Origin of the sequence: Sporosarcina highlanderae, assembly GCF_030433715.1 — a bacterium.
Classification (GTDB): Bacteria; Bacillota; Bacilli; order Bacillales_A; family Planococcaceae; genus Sporosarcina; species Sporosarcina highlanderae.
This window is the reverse complement of sequence record NZ_JAROCC010000011.1, coordinates 16156-34350: the sequence shown is the minus strand read 5'-3', so window position 1 is coordinate 34350 and position 18195 is coordinate 16156. Positions and strand designations below refer to the sequence as shown.

Below are 18195 nucleotides of genomic sequence, written 5' to 3'. Positions count from 1 at the left end.
CGGGAGGGGCTCGCCTTTCCCGTTTATTGTACTATGGCATAATAATCATCGCCTTTTGGGAAATGGACAGTTATAACTGTATACATATTTATCGTAGAAGAGATTGTTACCCTATGGCCAATCTTGTCTATGATTTTTTTCGCGATATACAAACCGATTCCGGTTGATTTATTGTTAACACGGCCATTCGTCCCGGTGAAACCTAGTTCAAAGACACGGCCTATATCATGTTCCGGGATGCCAATGCCATGGTCTTTTATTTTTAATCTAACCTCATTGGTATCATCCTCGGTAATGAATGTAATTGTCCCCCCGTCCTCTGAATACTTCAGTGCATTGGAGACGAATTCAGATAGCGAATAGACGAGCCATTTAATGTCCGTTTCAATGACCACGGTTTGAATGTGAAGGTCAACTTTTATCTTCCGTTTAATGAACTCCTTTGCAAACTTCTTAACGACAGATTTGACGATTATATCAAGTTTCGCCCTTGAGATGAAATAATCCCTTGCGAAATGGTCGGTTCTTGTGAAGTAAAGGGCCTGATTGACACTTCTTTCAATGCGCGAGATTTCTTCTTGGATACTCTCGTTTTCCGGGCTTCCCTTCGCTTGCTCCATTATCAATTTACTAATTGCTATTGGTGTTTTAATATCATGGAACCATGTCGTCATGAATTCCATTGATTCCTTTTTATCGCGAATTATGGAGGTCAATTGTTGCTGATGCGCATCGTTTACTGATTGGAGCAATTCTACATACAATTGCTGTTCGTATGTTTGTGCGGCTCCTATCCCGTCCTGTATAAACAATCCGTTGCTATAACGAGAACTAATCTCCTTATGATGCTTGGCAATAATATAATAATCGATTGCCAAATAAGTAATAAGGAAAAAAAGTGAAATGACATGGATATAAAGGATATTGGAAAAATGGATGGACATACTTGGCTCGACATAGAGCATAATTGTGACGAACGACATGATACCTGCATACAGGATGATCAGGCGCTTTTGGAAGCGGATGTATTGGTTAAATGAAGCACTCATGAGAGTATATACCCTTGTCCTTTTTTCGTTTGAATGTATCCTTCCATTCCATATTCACCTAATTTTCGGCGCAATCGGTTTATGTTGACAGTGAGCGTGTTGTCATCGATGAAATTTTCATCCTCCCATAAGGCTGTTATCAATTCATCGCGCGGAACAATTTCACTTTTACGTTCAAGAAGAACACATAGGATGCGGAATTCATTTTTCGTTAATTCTATTTCACCTTCACGAGTGGAAAGAGCCGCCCTCTTTACATTAAGCGTTAAATCGCGATGTGTAAGTAGATCGGTATCCGCTTGTTGGTAGGTATATGTCCTTCTCAAGAGTGCATGGATTTTTGTTAGGAGCATCTCCATCGAGAATGGTTTTTGTACAAAGTCGTCTCCCCCCATATTTAGCGCCATCATCATGTCCACCGTCTCCGTTCGGGATGAGAGGAAGACGATTGGCACATTTGAATGCCGCCTAATTCGTTCGCACCAATAAAATCCGTTCATATAAGGTAAATTAATATCAAGCAGGACAAGATTCGGTTTCACTGTGAGGAACGATTCTTCTACTTGACGGAAATCTTCTACAACATGGACCGCATATCCCCAGTTTTGCAATTCTGTTGCAATAATCGAACGAATCTTCACCTCATCTTCCACAACTAACACGGTAAACATTTCCCTTCCCTCCCCTATGCCTGAAATGAAATACAATTAGCAGACTTCCATTTATCCTGATTGTATCATAGGTAACCTATGTTCCCAGCCTAAAAACAGGACACTTCTATTCCGAGAGGTCCTGTTTTCTTATTAAAATATTATTTTTACTTTTAGAGTGAAAAATAGAATGAAGGAAGGAGTTTGATAAACATTTCACGAATTAACGAGAGACGGAAAAAAGGGGGATCTTATTATGTTTTCAACAATTGAAAGTTTCCTTATTCATTGGGAGCATGAAGGTAATTCGACACAGAAATTACTGGATAATTTAACGGATGAATCACTCAGTACGGAGGTTACTCCTGAAGATCGCACACTTGGTCGCATCGCTTGGCATATTGTGACATCACTTGGTGAAATGATGTCGCGCACAGGACTTAAGTTTGAAGCAGCGGATCACAATTTGCCGGTACCTATAACTGCAGCTGAAATTGCTGAGGCTTATCGTACTTCCAATGAGGCGATGATTGCTACAATCAAAGAACAATGGACGGACGAATCCCTTGCGGAACAAAAAGAGATGTACGGACAACAATGGTCAAACGGCACTGTACTCGGTATTTTAACAGCTCATCAAACGCACCATCGCGGGCAAATGACAGTACTCATGCGCCAAGCCGGACTGCGTGTAATTGGCGTATACGGCCCAGCGCGGGAAGAATGGGCATCATTCGGCGCACCTGTCCCAACAGTGTAACAGCAGTTGCCTGTGCAAACAGTCATTTATGCAAAGGTAGTCATATAAAGACAAGAAGAGCCAACCAAAGATTTGGTTGGCTTCATCATTTATTTCATACAAATGTAGAGTATGATCTAAATAGTGACTACTTGGGTACCTAAACAACCCAAGCAAAGTAGATTGGGTGCAATGACTTTCAATGACCGTATCCCTTTTCTTCTTCCTCAGCTATCGCTTTTGTCGCATGAACAGTACCAAATGGATGTTGAGGAGGCGCGTAAAGTATAAACAATTTCAATGGAGTAGGGCCTTTATTTGTAACATTATGCCATGTTCCGGCCGGCACCACTATCGCAGTATTCACGGTTGCATTTCGAACGAAATTCAGATTGTCCTTACTTGGCCCCATTTGAACAAGCCCCTGGCCTTGTTCAATATATATGAGCTGGTCTGTATCCGGATGGACTTCCAAACCTATATCGTCCCCGACATTGATGCTCATCACTGTTATTTGGAAGTGTTTCCCGGTCCACAATGCAGTTCGATAATTATTGTTTTGAATTGCTGCCGCCATCATATTAACAACAAATGGGTTTGGTCCAAAATCTTGCAAGGGAAACGACATATTACTGCCCACTTGCCATTGAGTGTTTGGCTGTGACCATTGAACGGGTATCCCTTGGGGCATGGTCATTGGGACAAGGTAGTAAGGAATCATAGTAGGGTAACTATAAATTGTTCTCATTCCTTTCATTATCCTAATCTCCTTATCCTATGTCCACTGCCTAAATCAGGTGTCTGCCATTCAGAACAACAAATAGCAGAAGTCGTTTTTCACTTCCCTGTTCTCACCAAACTATTCCTAACTAAAATCGATCATTGACAGATATAATTAAAATGACGTAAAAAAACCAACCGGCAATAACCGGTTGGTTGGTGTTTTCAATTAATTCCTTACAAGATAATCAACTGCAGCTAATGAAGCTGTTGCGCCGGATCCCATGGAAATGATGATTTGCTTGAACGGGCTGTCCGTGCAGTCCCCTGCTGCAAATACACCAGGGACATTCGTCGCGCCACGATTATCAACAATGATCTCACCGAATTTGTTGCGCTCAACCGAGTCGCCGAGCCAAGCGGTATTCGGCACAAGACCGATTTGGATGAAGATTCCCGCTATCTCAATATGCTTTTCTTCGCCAGTTTCACGTTCGACATACGTAACGCCATTCACTACATCTGTTCCCGTGATCTCTTTCGTTTGAGCATTCGTTACGACAGTTACATTAGACAAGCTTCGTAAACGTTCTTGTAGAACAGAATCCGCCTTCAACTGATCGTTGAATTCAAGTACAGTTACATGCTCAGTATAACCAGCAAGGTCAATAGCCGCTTCGATTCCCGAGTTTCCGCCGCCAACAACCGCAACTTTTTTACCCGTGAATAATGGACCGTCGCAGTGTACACAGTAAGCGATGCCTTTGTTTCTAAATTCGGCTTCGCCAGGAACTCCGATATTTCTCCAGCTTGCACCTGTTGAAAGGATCACGGATTTACTCTTCAGAACAGCACCGTTTTCCAATTCAATCTCAATTAAATCTTTCTTCTCCAAACGTTTTGCACGTTGCAAGTTCATAATGTCGATATTATATTCTTTCACGTGCTCCTCAAGGCTTGCCGCAAGCTTCGGTCCTTCCGTGTGAGTCACACTAATGAAGTTCTCGATTGCAGCCGTGTCAAGGACTTGACCACCGAAACGGTCAGCAACAATACCTGTGCGGATCCCTTTACGAGCCGCGTAAATTGCAGCGCTCGCACCAGCCGGACCACCGCCGACAACAAGAACATCAAACGGATCTTTATCCGCAAATTCAGATGCATCCGGCCCGCTTCCGAGTTCAGCAAGAATCTCTTCAATCGTCTTACGACCATTCGTGAAGGGCTCGCCATTAAGGTACACAGTAGGAACTGCCAGAATGTTTTTGCTTTCAACTTCTTCCTTAAATGCCGCCCCATCAATCATCGTATGCGTGATGTTAGGATTCAACACACTCATAAGGTTGAGTGCTTGTACAACCTCAGGGCAGTTTTGACAGCTTAGACTGATATATGATTCAAAATGTAGAGTATCTTTAATGTCCTTCACTTGCTTAATCACTTTGTCATCCACTTTTGGAGCTCTACCGCTCACTTGCAATAAAGCAAGAACCAATGAAGTGAACTCATGTCCAAGCGGGATACCGGCAAAAGTAATTCCTGTATCTTCTCCAGGACGGTTTACACTAAAGCTTGGCGTTCTTTCCAAATCTACCAATTCAACTTGAATGCGGGATGACATTGTAGCCAATTCATCCACAAGTGACGCCATTTCACGCGACACTTTATCTTCCCCAACGCTAACTTTCAGCAGTACATCGCCCTCCATCAAATCAAGATACTGGGCCAATTGTGCTCTTATATCTGCATCTAACATGTAATCTACTCCTTGGCTTTTTCTTTAACTAAATATAACTCGGCTTAAACGCCTTAGATTTTGAATCAATTTAGGAAGCGATTGCGAGATCAGTATTGTACTGGTCTCGATTCAAAATCTAAGACATCCACCGATAACCATAATAAAACAAAGGGGCCCCTTTCCCTCAAAGGGAGGGGCCGTCCTGTTATCCAGTTAATAGTAAAATTAGATTTTACCTACAAGGTCAAGGCTTGGCTTAAGTGTTTCTTCGCCTTCTTTCCATTTTGCAGGGCAAACTTCACCTGGATTGTTGCGTACGTATTGTGCAGCTTTGATTTTATCGACAAGCGTGCTTGCGTCACGGCCAATTCCGCCAGCATTGATTTCAACTGTTTGAACAACGCCGTCCGGATCAATGATGAATGTTCCGCGATCTGCTAGACCAGACTCCTCGTCCAATACATCAAAGTTACGGGAGATCGTTTGTGAAGGGTCACCGATCATAATATACTCAAGTTTGCTGATCGTTTCAGAGTGATCGTGCCATGCTTTATGCGTGAAGTGCGTGTCAGTTGAAACGGAATAAACTTCAGCACCAAGCCCTTTAAGAGTTGCATATTGATCTTGAAGATCTCCAAGCTCAGTCGGGCAAACGAATGTGAAGTCTGCAGGGTAGAAGCAAACGATGCTCCATTTCCCTTTTAAGTCCTCATCAGTTACCTCGATGAACTCACCAGTACCGCTATGGTAAGCTTGCGCTTTAAATGGTAGTATTTCTTTTCCGATTAGTGACATGAAAAATTCCTCCTTGGATGTTTATTTATAGTTAGTTTAGGTCATTTCTCCACAACCTAACCCCAGCAATGAAAATGATGTAATCCTTGCCGCTTAACTATAATAATTCTAATTACATATTCATTATCATTTAGAAACAGGTTTTTGTCAACAGATACACTTCATTTCACCAAAAACCTTTTATATCAATAGTTACAGGTATGTGACACAGCATGAATCTCCAATCATTCAAGCTAAAACATGATTTAAAATCAATAGTGTTTCTCAACTACTTAACCTTGTTATCAATTATTAACTATTGCAAAGATGAGAAATATACACAATATAATAAAAACAGGGATGTACGACTCGTATGTTCCATAGGAACTCAAACAATTTACCAAACTACCGCATCATCAACCTTGCGCCTATAAAAATCGAAGTGCTTAGAGCGAACGGCATCGTCAAGGCCGGTAACCCGAATGGCAAAAGAATGGTATCGACACTTCCAATAAACACAACAGTCAAAACGCAAGAGATCATCGTACTGTATAGTGAGAGCCGATTCGCCCCGTCCCGAAAAACGACTCCGACAGCGAGTGCCGTCAAAATGGCATTATAGCCGTATAGCCCTGCATCGATGAGCGTATGTTCACCTCCAAGTATGTATGCGGTAAACATACCGATGAAATTACCGGCAATGGCATAAAGCCCCATCTTCCAATCGGCAACGAAGATTCCTAAAAAGAGTAGCAATCCGGCAAGTATGCCCTGCAAAAAGAAAATTTGGCCAGCTCCGTCAAGAAAGGCACTTAACCAATGGATTTCCCCCGCAATCTCCAGCTTCCAATCCGATAAATGTTGCGGCACTAATTTGTCCGTCACTTTAAATGCTTCGAATTTATATGAAGATAACATCAATAGCCATGTTGTCACGATATAAGGAAATGTCAAGGTGGGCATTCCAGCAGGCTGGAGAAATCTCATTACTGAAGCAGTAAATGCAGCCGAAACGGCCGCACCAAATAGAGCAATCCCCCAGCTTACTGGCCCTTCCAAAAACAGAAAAAGCGCCATCCCTGTCAACATGGGATTATATCCATACAACCCGCGTTCAACACTAACCGGATGCCCACCGCCTAACCGTCCAAAAAGCGTTCCTATCGCTGCTGAAAGGAACGCCATTAATCCAAGCTTAAAGGAGGTAATTGTGATTGCAGCCAATATGAGCAGGCCTGTCACCCAATTTCCGATGAGAAACACCTGGGAAATCCCTCTCATTGTTGCTAAAAGGAAAGGAAATCTTTTTCTTGTTCCTTTAGTCTTGCCAATTCCCATTACGTCACTCCCCTACTTTCCCCTTTTTCTTATTCGTACCCAAGATGTTACATAATAATCCTTCCTATGAGGCTTCTCTCATTCATTTTGTAAACTGTATCCGCCAATATCTCTGCTTTTTAACACAGATTACCAGGTTCACAAGCCAATGTAATACTCTGAAATACTATGTAATAAATAACATTAGACCCTTCAGACTATTCATTCAACATGGCAATAAAGTAATGTGGCATCCATAAAGGGCACTTGGACAATAGTTTTAGCGTTGGAATAAATTGGATAATATGGGTCTAATTAATTAAAAAATATCCTCTTTTTAGCTTTCGCCATGTTCGCATATTATTACAAAGGTTAATCTTTCCATGTTTATCTGTTATTTGGTTGTTACACCACTGTTATTTACTTTTGTTATTGTTGGTATGTGCAGATGAGGAGCAACTAAATTATTCGAGTGAATGCTTCATAACGAATACTAAATTGCTGGCCCTGCACTCATGTTGTGAGAAGGAGGCGGATGTACATAACGGAATAGAGTGTGTTATTTCGCTTAATTATCAGGTAGTCAAAGAAAAATTTATGAAAAGGGAGTTTGATCATTCTTGGTTAAAGAAACGAATCGTAATGAGAAGAACACGAAAAAGAAAATTTTACCGTTTGTAATGTCAACGTCAATGCTCACTGCAGCTATCTTCGGAGCGGGCGGTTCAGCTTTAGCAGCTGAAAATGGTGAAAAAGAGTTTAAAAACCACGGCGAAAAGGTTTCCTATTATGCAACAAGTATTCCGGGATCACCTGAAAAAGGGAAATTCATGCGTACCATTGCAAATAAAAACTTCGTAGCAGCAGAGCCGGATGAAGAGGATTCGAATGATACTACTGGCGATGATGACACTACGGACGCACCTAATAAAGAAGAGGAAGCTGTAGATGCACCAGCTGAAGAAGAGGCAGATGTTGATGCTCCGGCTGAAGAAGAAGCAGATGTTGACGCTCCGGCTGAAGAAGAAGCAGATGTTGACGCTCCGGCTGAAGAAGAATGCTCCGGCTGAAGAAGAAGCAGATGTTGACGCTCCGGCTGAAGAAGAAGCAGATGTTGACGCTCCGGCTGAAGAAGAACCAGATGTTGACGCTCCGGCTGAAGAAGAGGCAGATGTTGACGCTCCGGCTGAAGATGATGCCGAAGAAACAGAAAAGCCAGCTGACGAGAATATCAATGAAGATACATCGTCAACTGACCAAGCCGATTCAATTATAACAGAGGAGCAACTTAATGAATATAAGTTCATCCTACAAAATTATGTAAGTTTACTCGATTACTATACACTTGCAATTCAAGATCATCTTGGAATTACACTACAAGGTGAAGAGGTAGCGGAAGAGCCGGCTGAAGGCGATGACGCAGTCGAAGGCGATGATGCAGTCGAAGGTGATGACGCAGTCGAAGGCGATGACGAGGTCGAAGGCGAAGATGCAGTCGAAGGCGATGACGCAGTCGAAGGCGATGATGCAGTCGAAGGCGATGACGCGGTCGAAGGCGACGATGCAGTCGAAGGTGATGACGCAGTCGAAGGCGATGACGCGGTCGAAGGCGACGATGCAGTCGAAGGCGAAGATGCAGTTGAAGGCGATGACGCGGTCGAAGGCGACGATGCTATTGAAGTTCCTGCTGAGGATGAAGATGTAACTGAAGCACCAGCTGTAGACGAAGAAGCTGCTGAAGAAACAATTACAGAAGAAGTTCAAACAACGGTTTGGGACAAGTTAATCGGATATTACAACCAAGTAGTTACAGCTTACCAGTCTTTCTTCGGATTGCTAAAAAAGTAAAATCATAAAAAGAAATAAAACTGAATATATGAACACACAACAGGAAATGTTTCCATTCCCTGCCTGAGCCGTATGCTTTACGGTTAATCATCTCCGACCAAGTTTTAATTTGGTCGGATTTTTTATTTTCCTCATACAATTGCAGTTAATTATCTGAATAGTGTGCTGCACAGGCACCCAAACAATCTGAATTGAATAGTGTGCTTCACAGGTACCCAAACAATCTGAATAGTGCGCTGCACAGGCATCCAAACATGCGAATTGAGTGCAAGTCTGAGTTCAACATTTGAATCCTCTAAAATGTCCCATGTGACAGCAGTGGCATCCGTGATGCCCTTCAGGGAAAAAATTCATAGGTTGAACCATTGGGTGAAGACCTTCAGGATAGAAATTTATAGGTTGAACCATTTGGTGATAACCTACCGGAGAAAAATTTAAACGTTGAACCATCTCGTTATGATCTTCAAGGAACAAATTTACATTTTGAATCATTTGTTGGTGTCCCATATGGTGCCCTGTTGGATGGCCTACATGTTGAACATGCGGAATGTGACGATGATGGTGATGAATGTGCTCATGGTGATGCTCGTGGTGACGCTCATGTCGATGCTCCTGGCGGTGCTCCTGGCGATGAATGTGCTCATGGTGATGCTCATGTCGATGCTCGTGGCGATGCTCCCGGCGGTGCTCCTGGCGATGCTCCTGGCGACGCTCTTGCCCGCTATGAACTTCTTCTGTATTTCTCATATTTACCCCCCTTTTCAAAGACTCCTTGTAGACTATGTTAGGTAAATAAAACTATTTAGACTATAACCCATGTTTACATATAATGAATAGCCCCCAAAAACCAGTCTTTCCTGTGCCCTTTTTGGTGCCTGTGCACCACATATTTATGGTAATTCAATAAAATTTATATACATGCAGAAAGAAGCCGTCCACGTCTTGATTGGGTCGGCTTATTCATTTATTTTATTCAATTGTAGTGTATTTACTGAATTGTATGTTGCACAGGCACCTTCGCCTCTCAATTCCTGGCTCAGCGCTTTTATATCACTGCCTGTCGGGTTTTGGAATATGCGAAGCCCGAATTCATCTGCAACCGCAAATAGATGATCAAAAATATCAGCCTGCACAGTCTCATAGACCGTCCATTTTACACTATTCGCAAACGCATAAACCTCTATCGGAAGACCATGCTCGGCCGGCGCCAACTGGCGGACCATTAACGTCTTTTCCTGATGAATACCCGGGTGGCGTTTAATGTATTCATTAATATACGCTCGAAATACCCCTATATTGGTCAGTGCCCTTCCGTTGACGATATTGCTACGGTCCACCTGATTTACACGATTATACTTCTCAATTTCTTGTTCACGCCCCACAATATAATCTTTCAGAATATGGATATTTTTATAGTGCTCGATCATTTCCTCCGTGCAAAACTGAATGCTCGATGTATCGATATACAATGCGCGCTTAATTCGGCGCCCACCTGATTCCTGCATACCGCGCCAGTTGATGAATGAATCAGAAATGAGAGCGTAACTTGGAATCATTGTCACGGTCTGGTCGAAGTTCCGCACCGCAACTGTATTCAACGAAATATCAATGATATCACCATTTGCACCATATTTCGGCATTTCAATCCAGTCCCCAACTCGCACCATTTCAGTTGCAGACAACTGTACTCCCGCAACAAGACCTAATAATGAATCCTTGAACACCAGCATGAATACAGCTGAAAGGGCGCCAATCCCGCTCAGCAGAATAAACGGGCTTTCCCCCATTAGATTGGCAATCACCAAAACAGTACCGATGATGATTACCATAATCTTGGTAACTTGAATATATCCTTTAACCGGTTTCGTTTTTGAAATTTCATACGTTTGATAAATATCATTGAACACAGTCAATAATCGATTGACGACACTGAATGCCACAATCATCATGTATGTTAGGGCCAATGTTTGGATTGCTATTTTGTAAGTCGGAAAAGACGATGCAAAATAGTAAATGATTATGGCAGGTACAAAATGGGATAATTGTCGAAGCACCTTTCGCTCCAATAACATATTGCCCCATTTAATATTGTTCTTTTTTACAACATGCGCAATAAATCTTATAATCACTTGCTTCGTGATAAAATTCGCAATGATACATAGGAGCATGACGAAAGTGACAAGGATAACAATTGAAAACGTGTCAACCCACGCCGCATCCACTCCGTACTCCAATAACTGGTTACGAATGAAATTCATTTTTCCCCTCCGTACTATGTATGGTTGGAGGTCATTATAACATAGGAAACAAGCACTTACACAATTCCGAATACGGAAAGAAGGGGCTGTCCGATTAGTCCCTAAAGTAAATATCGTCTGAGATTGAAAAGGCTGTCACGGAAAGTCAGTTTTTACTGACTTTCTGGACAGCCCCTTCTACAATATAATTTCAACTTCAAAAACGATTAAACCCTCCAAAATGATGATGTCCCATGTTATGGTGATGATGATGACCCATAGGGTAATAATTTACCGGCTGCACGATATTGTGATGGTGGTGTCCCGTATGATGCCTCATATGATGAGACATATGATGTACATGGTGGTGTACGTGTTCATGTCGATGCACGTGACGCATCTCATGTCCACGAAATTCTTCTGGATTTCTCAAACCTATTCCCCCCCCTTTAAACCTGTCCTTGTAGAATACGCTATCGAAACCGTTAGGATTGGACTATTCACTATATTAGAAAAATCTAATTTTGCAGTGCAGCAACATGCATATCTACAACATCCACTCGCGTAAAATAAGCTATGTTGTAAACGTTCTACAAGTAGAGGAGGAACGAGATGCCAAGCGGAACACATAGTACGGTATTGGATTTACCTATAGGGAAGATATGGGATTTCGTCAGTGATATGAACAGATGGGCGCCGCTCGTCCCTGGTTATATCGAACATTCGATTTTGAGCGACACACAATCGACGTGGACGTTCAAAGGTGATATTGGCATTATGCAAAAGACGATCAAGCTACAAATTAATATCACGGAATGGAGAGAACCAACCCTTGTCACCTTCGCCTTAAGGGGTTTGAATGAAAACTTCGCGGGCAATGGCTATTTTAAAGCAGAGGCGACGACTTCAGATTCCCTAACAGTCATGCACGGGAATTTGGACATCTCTGCAAAAGGAGTTATGGGACCGATGATAAATGCGATTCTCAAGTCATTCGTCCCAAAAACAGTCGAAGATTTTACGAACGCGGTTGCAGAGGAAATTACGAATATCGAACTGAAAAGAGTGTAAACCTAAAAAGGATGGCAGTCACCGATATTAACGGTAACAGCCACCCTTTTTATTGCTGATCAAACCATAAAAGTTCATCGTCATCCACTTCGCCATTATAATTGATCAGAATTTCTTCTCCTGCTTTTATATCTTTATAAGCATAAAAGTCAAATGTATGTTTTTCAAAACTGATTTCATACGTTGCATTCGGAGTATATGAATGGTTGAATAACATTCCATATCCAAGAAGGATTGCGGTATGATTCACCCCATACTCAAACGCATAATCAGCTAAAAGTGTTTGCTCAATATGCGAATGTTGGTCATTTGGATATGCAATAACTGGAGCTTCGTGTAGAATCGAACCTTTTTTAATATCGCATGTAGCGAATACGCCTCTATTGAATTCTCCGTCACTAAGTGCAGATGTTTTCACTTCAATCATCTTGCTCACCTTCTCATCTGTAAAATATACTTTCCAACTATAACATTAATCTACACAGTTAGGGATATTTTATTTTTTCGGAATGCAGGTGAATTTGGCAATACGCTATGACCCTAATCCAATTCCGGAAATGATATAAGGTATTGCTGATTTAATAAATGCCTCTGGCTTTACTGTACTATTTCTTTTCCATTCGACAGATGCCCCGTAAAGTCCCCAGCTTAACATGACCCCCGTAAGCTTCAACGCTTCGTCATCTACAGTAGGCTGTTGGTTTAGTAACATTTTATAAAAGATAACTTCAAGCTGTTCCCGAATAATACGGGCAATTGTATCTTCATATCCCCTATGACACCGATTAGACAATGACATTTGAAAATTTGTAATGACCTTAAAAATATCGACCAAAGTTTGCTCATTTAATTCGTTATCTTGGTACGTTTCACAATTCAAATCAATTAACAATACTTCTGACAACGCTTTTTCCAATAGGTCGTATATATCTTCAAAATGATAATAAAATGTGGCACGATTAATCATGGCCTCAGCTGTAATATCCTTGACGGTAATATCCTTAAATTCCTTTCGGCCCGAAAGTTCTATAAATGCATCCGTAATTAATTTACGCGTACGCAGAATTCGAGGATCCACCTTTGATTGAGTCATTTATCTCACCCCTACATTAAATATGACTTAATTATCAATTATAGAGTAAAAACTTTAACAGTGTAAAAATATAAGCCTGCAAAAGGGCTACTATAGACCCCAATCTATTGGCATAAGAAATTGTTCCGAAAACTTGTTATAGTAGACATATCCAAAAATTACAAGGGGGAATCCGATGTCTATGAAAAAATTACATATACTGATGGTTTCACTGATGTGCCTGTTATCATTAGGCGCATGTGCGAATAAATCTGCTTCCGTGGATGAATCGCAGCCAACGCCCGTTCAAAAGCAGGAGCAAAAGAAAGATTTTAAAGCTGCCATTGAAAAGAAAAACGCTGAACTTGAAATGGTGCCTTTGGAACTTACAAGTTATAGCGAAAAAGTGGGTGCTACCCTGATAGAACCCACACACACAAACTTTGCGGTGGATGAATTCGTAAGAGTTGAAGGAACGGTAGAAAATCAGGACCAGTTACAAGAAAACTATGTGTGGATCAAAATCAAGTTTGATGGAGAAGCGCATCTCGGCGACTCGATGGAATATTATGCACCTATCAAGGATGGCAGGTTCAAACAGAATGTAAGGCTGTTTAACGGAGAGGGGGAATACAGAGTAACTGTGTTGCTCCCAAGCAAGGATCGAAAAAATTATTACTACGATCTTGCAAAGTTCACGGTCTATAACGTTAACCCCAATATGCAGCGGGACCTTACGTATACCCCTTTTGCACAGGAAGCGGGATTGTCGCTTGAGGCACCAGCAAGTGGTTATGTTAAAGAAAACGAGATTTTCAAACTTAAAGGAGAACTCTCCTCTATTAAAGGACCAAACGAAGCAGTGATGCTTGAAATGAAAAAAGATGGAGAAAAGTGGAAGCATGTCCTTCCTGTTAAAGACGGGAAGTTCACGTATGACGTCCCTTTATTTTACGGAAAAGGTATCCATGAATTAAAAGTCTACGTGCCAGACGAGGAAAAAAGTAACTATTTCCAAGAAGGCACAGTTCTTTATATAGACAATGAATCGGAACTTGTCACTGAACCGATTCAGTACATGACGACCTATCATGAACGTGGTGTCAACCTCACCTATCCAACGGTTGGCGGTGAAGAGACCAATTTAACGTATCGCATAAAAGGAACCATCGACAAAGATGCTCCATTTGCTAAAGAGACGACGCATCTTTATATTACAACGAAAAAAGATGGCGAAGAGGCTCTATCCGTCATTCCTGTAAAAGATTATTCATTCGATGATGAATTCTATTTACGCTTCGGACCAGGGACATATGATGTAATCGTTAGTGTTCCGGAAATAAAAGAGAAAAACAGTTCCAAGTTTTACTATGAATACGTTGCCCAATTCACCGTAGAAAGCACAGGTACCGAAGATCAACGCGATATATTACCATCACGGGGAGTTCAATCCGATGCCCCTGAAATTATCGCGATTGCAGAAGAACTCATAACCGATGGGATGTCAGATCGCGAGAAAGCGAAAGCTATCTATGAATTTACAGCAAAATCAATTGCATATGACGTGGAAAAACAGAAAAACAGCGATTTTAACTGGGATGACAGTGCATTAAAAGTGCTTGAACTTGAAAAAGGTATTTGCCAGGACTACACATACCTTGCCCTTGCCTTGCTTCGGGCGTCCGGCATGGAAGCAAGATATATAGCAGGAACGGCCGGCTCCGGCTTCAATTTTGCGCGCCACGCATGGGTGGAAGTGAAAGTCGATGGAGAATGGCTGACGATGGACCCAACATGGGGTGCCGGCTATATACAAAAAGGTGAATTTGTAGCGAATTACACGGAAGATTATTTCGAACCAACTGAGGAAGTATTCAAAACGCATTCCCGACATGGTGTGCAATATTGACAAAGCGAGCGATTTCTTGATTCATTCAAGAAACCGCTCGCTTTGTATACTGAAAGAGACATCTTTTTTAGCTACCGCTATCGCTTATGGTAAGCTTTATAATAACAAAGCATAGTATTGAAAGGTAAGGTGGAAACATGAAAAAAAAGGCTATGTATGCCTGTATTCTTTTAATCTTACTTATAATAACAGTAGCATGTTCTAATAACCAGAACATAAATCGAAGTTCAGAAAGTAAAGGAAATGTTGAATTAATCATTTCCGCAGCAGTTAGTTTAAAAGATTCATTGGATGAGATTCAGCGAAGTTACAAAGAAGAACATCCCGAAGTCACTCTTAAATTCAATTTCGGAGCTTCCGGTTCTTTACAGCAGCAAATCACAAACGGAGCGCCGGTCGATTTGTTTTTCTCGGCAGCAAAGGATAAGTTTGACATATTGGTAGAAGAAGGAATTATTGCAAAAGAAGACGGTTTAGACCTTCTTGGAAATGAACTTGTTTTGGTTGTCCCCGAAGTGAGTAATGCTATTAAAAGTTTCGAAGCTCTTACCAATGCTGAGGTCGGCCAAATTTCAATCGGAACTCCTGAAACCGTGCCTGCAGGTAAGTATTCAAAAGAATCCCTTAAGAAGATGGATATATGGAACGTTATTGAACCAAAAGTAGTATATGCGAAAGATGTCCGTCAAGTATTATCCTATGTGGAATCCGGAAATGTAGATGCTGGTATTGTCTATAAGACAGATGCACTACTTTCAGATAAAGCGAAAATTGTAGCAGCTGCTGATCAGTCCACGCACACTCCGATTATTTATCCTGTTGGCATCATTAAGAATTCTGCCCAATACGATGCAGCAAAGAAATTTTATGAGTACGTACAAAGCGAAGATGCGATAAAGGTATTTGAAAAGTATGGATTTATTATTAGATAGAGATTTTATGAATGAATTTCTGAATCCTATTTGGTTATCTCTGAAGATAGCTACTATTTCTGGCATCGTCGTTATTATAATCGGAACATTGGCGGGGCGCCTATTAGCAAGACAGTCTTTTAAAGGGAAAGCCATTTTAGAGACAGTATTCATGCTCCCAATGGTTCTTCCTCCAACAGTTGTCGGTTTTTTTCTTATAGTTATTTTTGGAAAAAACAGTATAGCCGGGCAAGCAATTGAATGGATTTTTAAACAGCCCATTATTTTTACATGGTGGGCTGCTGTAATCGCTTCAATTGTTGTAGCGTTTCCACTAATGTATCAGTCCGCAAAATCAGGATTCCATGGGGTGAGCCGTGACATTGAAGATGCAGCTAGAGTAGACGGGGCGAATGAATGGAAGCTATTTCTACTCATTTCCGTACCTTTGGCTTCAAAGTCCCTTATTACTGGAAGTATATTAAGTTTTGCAAGGGCATTAGGGGAATTTGGTGCCACCCTGATGTTCGCAGGTAACATTCCAGGGAAAACACAGACCATACCAACAGCAATTTATATAGCCCTTGATTCCGGGAATATGACAATGGCTTGGATGTGGGTTATTTCAATCGTCATTCTTTCCTTTATCATGTTGCTGACCGTCCGAATAAAACAAGAATAAAAAAGATCAAAGGGGCTCGTGTAAATAGAGCCTCTTTGATCTTTTTTGTTATGCTTGTGGAGGAGTTCCTTCAGCGTTTCCTAAAACTACATCGAATTGGATTAACGCATCTTCAGGTAATGCTGATACGCCAACTGTTCTTCGTGCAGGAGTTCCGCCTGGGAAGAATGTTTTGTAAACTTCGTCTACAGCATCCATATCCGCGATATTTTTAACGAAGATATTCACTTTAACGACATCTTCCATAACGTGGTCGATACTTTCGATAATTGCCTTAACATTTTTCAAGCACTGTTCAGCTTGCTCTTTTACACCACCAGCTACCAATTTGCCAGTTTTTGGATCTAAAGGTAATTGACCTGAAAGGTGATTATAATGAGAGAACGCTACAGTTTGTGTAGACAATGAACTCTTTGGTGCATTGTCAGTGTTGCGTGCCCAGATAACGATTCCATGTCTGTCTTCAATAGCTTGTGGAGGCGTTCCATCTCCGTGAGATACAACCGCTTCCATTTGTACTAAAGCACCCATAGGTAGATCTGCAGCTTCAACTACTGTCCGTGCAGGTACATATGCAACAGTTCTAGCGATAGCGGAGTCTGGGAAGAATGTTGAATAAACTTCGTTTACCGCTTCCATATCCTTAAGGTCTTTAACGAAGATCGTCATTTTAACGATATCGTCAAAAGGAACGTCGATGCTTTCTAAAATTGCTTTGATGTTTTTCAAGCACTGTCTTGCCTGCTCTTGTACACCGCCAATTACGAAGCGGCCAGTTGTGGGATCGATCGGCAATTGAGCTGAAAGATAATTGTAATGTGAGAAAGCCACAGTTTGTGTAGATAGAGCACTTGTAGGTGCATTCGGAGTGTTATTTGTAAGCTTTACAAGGTCGCCTGCTTGTGGTGCGTTTGGAATTGAACCTACACCGTGTGAAAGAAGTGCTTCAACTTGTACCATAGCATCCATAGGCAAAGCTGCAACTGCAACTGTTGTCCGTGCAGGAACATAAGTTGGGAAGTATGTTTTATAAACTTCGTCTACAGCGTCAACATCTTTAATATCCTTAACGAATACCGTAATTCTAACGATATCGCTCATAACATGATCGATGCTGTCTACAATTGCCTTGATATTGTTAAAGCATTGTTCAGCTTGCTCTTTAATACCACCAGCTACCAATTTACCTGTTGATGGATCAATCGGCAATTGCGCTGAAAGATTATTGTAATGAGAAAACGCTACAGATTGTGAATAAAGACCGTTACCGTTTGGAGCATTTTCCGTATTTTTTGCTGATACTGCGTTATAGTTGCTCATAATACGATTTCCCTTCTTGATAAATATTTACTAACTAAAGTATGCACTGAAAAAGCCGTTCTAAACCGCTCTAAGTGCTATGCAATTATAGCAGTCTTTGTTCATTTTAGCCAACGTTATGTAAGAAACGGCAAAAGAGGCTTCTCAAAAGTTCACTG

General features: G+C 41.4%; 18 protein-coding genes. 7 read left to right on the top strand and 11 right to left on the bottom strand.

Annotated elements, in window-relative coordinates; translation table 11 throughout:
• Nucleotides 1-23: 23 nt before the first annotated feature.
• Entirely contained in the window at nucleotides 24-1049 is a 1026-nt protein-coding gene (locus P5G49_RS13250; RefSeq protein WP_301244491.1) for a sensor histidine kinase, read from the bottom strand.
• Nucleotides 1046-1720: a response regulator transcription factor gene (locus P5G49_RS13245; RefSeq protein ID WP_301244489.1), complete on the bottom strand. Its 675-nt coding sequence runs from the start codon at nucleotides 1718-1720 to the stop codon at nucleotides 1046-1048. The genes P5G49_RS13250 and P5G49_RS13245 overlap by 4 nt, the downstream gene beginning before the upstream one ends.
• A 235-nt stretch (nucleotides 1721-1955) precedes the next feature.
• Here P5G49_RS13245 and P5G49_RS13240 point away from each other — a divergent pair, with 235 nt between their 5' ends.
• Entirely contained in the window at nucleotides 1956-2459 is a 504-nt protein-coding gene (locus P5G49_RS13240; protein ID WP_301244487.1) for a DinB family protein, read from the top strand.
• A gap of 178 nt (nucleotides 2460-2637) precedes the next feature.
• On the opposite strand, the gene P5G49_RS13235 is transcribed toward P5G49_RS13240, so the two are convergent.
• The 4 genes from P5G49_RS13235 to P5G49_RS13220 all read right to left on the bottom strand — a co-directional run bounded on the left by P5G49_RS13235 (nucleotide 2638) and on the right by P5G49_RS13220 (nucleotide 7008).
• On the bottom strand, nucleotides 2638-3195 hold the full coding sequence (locus tag P5G49_RS13235; protein WP_301244485.1) for a cupin domain-containing protein: 558 nt from the start codon (nucleotides 3193-3195) through the stop codon (nucleotides 2638-2640).
• Nucleotides 3196-3387: 192 nt separating this feature from the next.
• Complete coding sequence (gene ahpF / locus P5G49_RS13230) at nucleotides 3388-4914, bottom strand: alkyl hydroperoxide reductase subunit F (RefSeq protein WP_301244483.1); 1527 nt, start codon at nucleotides 4912-4914, stop codon at nucleotides 3388-3390.
• Nucleotides 4915-5121: 207 nt separating this feature from the next.
• Nucleotides 5122-5691, bottom strand: coding sequence for an alkyl hydroperoxide reductase subunit C (gene ahpC / locus P5G49_RS13225; RefSeq protein WP_301244481.1), 570 nt, complete (start codon nucleotides 5689-5691; stop codon nucleotides 5122-5124).
• Between the two features lie 384 nt (nucleotides 5692-6075).
• Nucleotides 6076-7008, bottom strand: coding sequence for an urea transporter (locus P5G49_RS13220; protein WP_301244479.1), 933 nt, complete (start codon nucleotides 7006-7008; stop codon nucleotides 6076-6078).
• A gap of 599 nt (nucleotides 7009-7607) precedes the next feature.
• On the opposite strand from P5G49_RS13220, the gene P5G49_RS13215 reads away from it, so the two are divergent.
• Entirely contained in the window at nucleotides 7608-8057 is a 450-nt protein-coding gene (locus tag P5G49_RS13215) for a hypothetical protein (RefSeq protein WP_301244477.1), read from the top strand.
• Complete coding sequence (locus P5G49_RS13210) at nucleotides 7966-8835, top strand: hypothetical protein (RefSeq protein ID WP_301244475.1); 870 nt, start codon at nucleotides 7966-7968, stop codon at nucleotides 8833-8835. The genes P5G49_RS13215 and P5G49_RS13210 overlap by 92 nt, the downstream gene beginning before the upstream one ends.
• A 279-nt stretch (nucleotides 8836-9114) precedes the next feature.
• Here the strand turns inward: P5G49_RS13210 and P5G49_RS13205 are convergent, their stop codons facing one another.
• Complete coding sequence (locus tag P5G49_RS13205) at nucleotides 9115-9582, bottom strand: hypothetical protein (protein ID WP_301244473.1); 468 nt, start codon at nucleotides 9580-9582, stop codon at nucleotides 9115-9117.
• Between the two features lie 209 nt (nucleotides 9583-9791).
• A complete protein-coding gene (locus P5G49_RS13200; protein WP_301244471.1) occupies nucleotides 9792-11093 on the bottom strand; it encodes a mechanosensitive ion channel family protein in 1302 nt (433 codons plus the stop codon).
• 591 nt (nucleotides 11094-11684) lie between these two features.
• On the opposite strand from P5G49_RS13200, the gene P5G49_RS13195 reads away from it, so the two are divergent.
• Complete coding sequence (locus tag P5G49_RS13195) at nucleotides 11685-12143, top strand: SRPBCC family protein (protein ID WP_301244470.1); 459 nt, start codon at nucleotides 11685-11687, stop codon at nucleotides 12141-12143.
• 49 nt (nucleotides 12144-12192) lie between these two features.
• Here P5G49_RS13195 and P5G49_RS13190 read toward each other — a convergent pair whose 3' ends face one another.
• Nucleotides 12193-12570 (bottom strand): SET domain-containing protein, encoded by a 378-nt coding sequence (locus P5G49_RS13190; protein ID WP_301244469.1) that lies wholly within the window; start codon nucleotides 12568-12570, stop codon nucleotides 12193-12195.
• Between the two features lie 105 nt (nucleotides 12571-12675).
• Nucleotides 12676-13236: a TetR/AcrR family transcriptional regulator gene (locus P5G49_RS13185; protein WP_301244467.1), complete on the bottom strand. Its 561-nt coding sequence runs from the start codon at nucleotides 13234-13236 to the stop codon at nucleotides 12676-12678.
• A 175-nt stretch (nucleotides 13237-13411) separates the two neighbouring features.
• On the opposite strand from P5G49_RS13185, the gene P5G49_RS13180 reads away from it, so the two are divergent.
• The 3 genes from P5G49_RS13180 to modB all read left to right on the top strand — a co-directional run bounded on the left by P5G49_RS13180 (nucleotide 13412) and on the right by modB (nucleotide 16717).
• Complete coding sequence (locus P5G49_RS13180) at nucleotides 13412-15124, top strand: transglutaminase domain-containing protein (protein ID WP_301244466.1); 1713 nt, start codon at nucleotides 13412-13414, stop codon at nucleotides 15122-15124.
• Between the two features lie 137 nt (nucleotides 15125-15261).
• Nucleotides 15262-16056: a molybdate ABC transporter substrate-binding protein gene (modA, locus tag P5G49_RS13175; RefSeq protein ID WP_301244464.1), complete on the top strand. Its 795-nt coding sequence runs from the start codon at nucleotides 15262-15264 to the stop codon at nucleotides 16054-16056.
• Nucleotides 16037-16717, top strand: a complete 681-nt coding sequence (gene modB, locus P5G49_RS13170) for a molybdate ABC transporter permease subunit (protein ID WP_301244462.1) — start codon at nucleotides 16037-16039, stop codon at nucleotides 16715-16717. Before modA ends, modB begins: the two co-directional genes overlap by 20 nt.
• A gap of 48 nt (nucleotides 16718-16765) precedes the next feature.
• Here modB and P5G49_RS13165 read toward each other — a convergent pair whose 3' ends face one another.
• Entirely contained in the window at nucleotides 16766-18037 is a 1272-nt protein-coding gene (locus P5G49_RS13165; RefSeq protein ID WP_301244460.1) for a RidA family protein, read from the bottom strand.
• Nucleotides 18038-18195 lie beyond the last annotated feature (158 nt).

Coding starts and splice junctions, on each gene's coding strand:
- P5G49_RS13250 (WP_301244491.1), bottom strand. CDS start 1,049: ATGAGTGCTTCATTTAACCAATACATCCGCTTCCAAAAGCGCCTGATC.
- P5G49_RS13245 (WP_301244489.1), bottom strand. CDS start 1,720: ATGTTTACCGTGTTAGTTGTGGAAGATGAGGTGAAGATTCGTTCGATT.
- P5G49_RS13240 (WP_301244487.1), top strand. CDS start 1,956: ATGTTTTCAACAATTGAAAGTTTCCTTATTCATTGGGAGCATGAAGGT.
- P5G49_RS13235 (WP_301244485.1), bottom strand. CDS start 3,195: ATGAAAGGAATGAGAACAATTTATAGTTACCCTACTATGATTCCTTAC.
- ahpF (WP_301244483.1), bottom strand. CDS start 4,914: ATGTTAGATGCAGATATAAGAGCACAATTGGCCCAGTATCTTGATTTG.
- ahpC (WP_301244481.1), bottom strand. CDS start 5,691: ATGTCACTAATCGGAAAAGAAATACTACCATTTAAAGCGCAAGCTTAC.
- P5G49_RS13220 (WP_301244479.1), bottom strand. CDS start 7,008: ATGGGAATTGGCAAGACTAAAGGAACAAGAAAAAGATTTCCTTTCCTT.
- P5G49_RS13210 (WP_301244475.1), top strand. CDS start 7,966: ATGCTCCGGCTGAAGAAGAAGCAGATGTTGACGCTCCGGCTGAAGAAG.
- P5G49_RS13205 (WP_301244473.1), bottom strand. CDS start 9,582: ATGAGAAATACAGAAGAAGTTCATAGCGGGCAAGAGCGTCGCCAGGAG.
- P5G49_RS13200 (WP_301244471.1), bottom strand. CDS start 11,093: ATGAATTTCATTCGTAACCAGTTATTGGAGTACGGAGTGGATGCGGCG.
- P5G49_RS13195 (WP_301244470.1), top strand. CDS start 11,685: ATGCCAAGCGGAACACATAGTACGGTATTGGATTTACCTATAGGGAAG.
- P5G49_RS13190 (WP_301244469.1), bottom strand. CDS start 12,570: ATGATTGAAGTGAAAACATCTGCACTTAGTGACGGAGAATTCAATAGA.
- P5G49_RS13185 (WP_301244467.1), bottom strand. CDS start 13,236: ATGACTCAATCAAAGGTGGATCCTCGAATTCTGCGTACGCGTAAATTA.
- P5G49_RS13180 (WP_301244466.1), top strand. CDS start 13,412: ATGTCTATGAAAAAATTACATATACTGATGGTTTCACTGATGTGCCTG.
- modA (WP_301244464.1), top strand. CDS start 15,262: ATGAAAAAAAAGGCTATGTATGCCTGTATTCTTTTAATCTTACTTATA.
- modB (WP_301244462.1), top strand. CDS start 16,037: ATGGATTTATTATTAGATAGAGATTTTATGAATGAATTTCTGAATCCT.
- P5G49_RS13165 (WP_301244460.1), bottom strand. CDS start 18,037: ATGAGCAACTATAACGCAGTATCAGCAAAAAATACGGAAAATGCTCCA.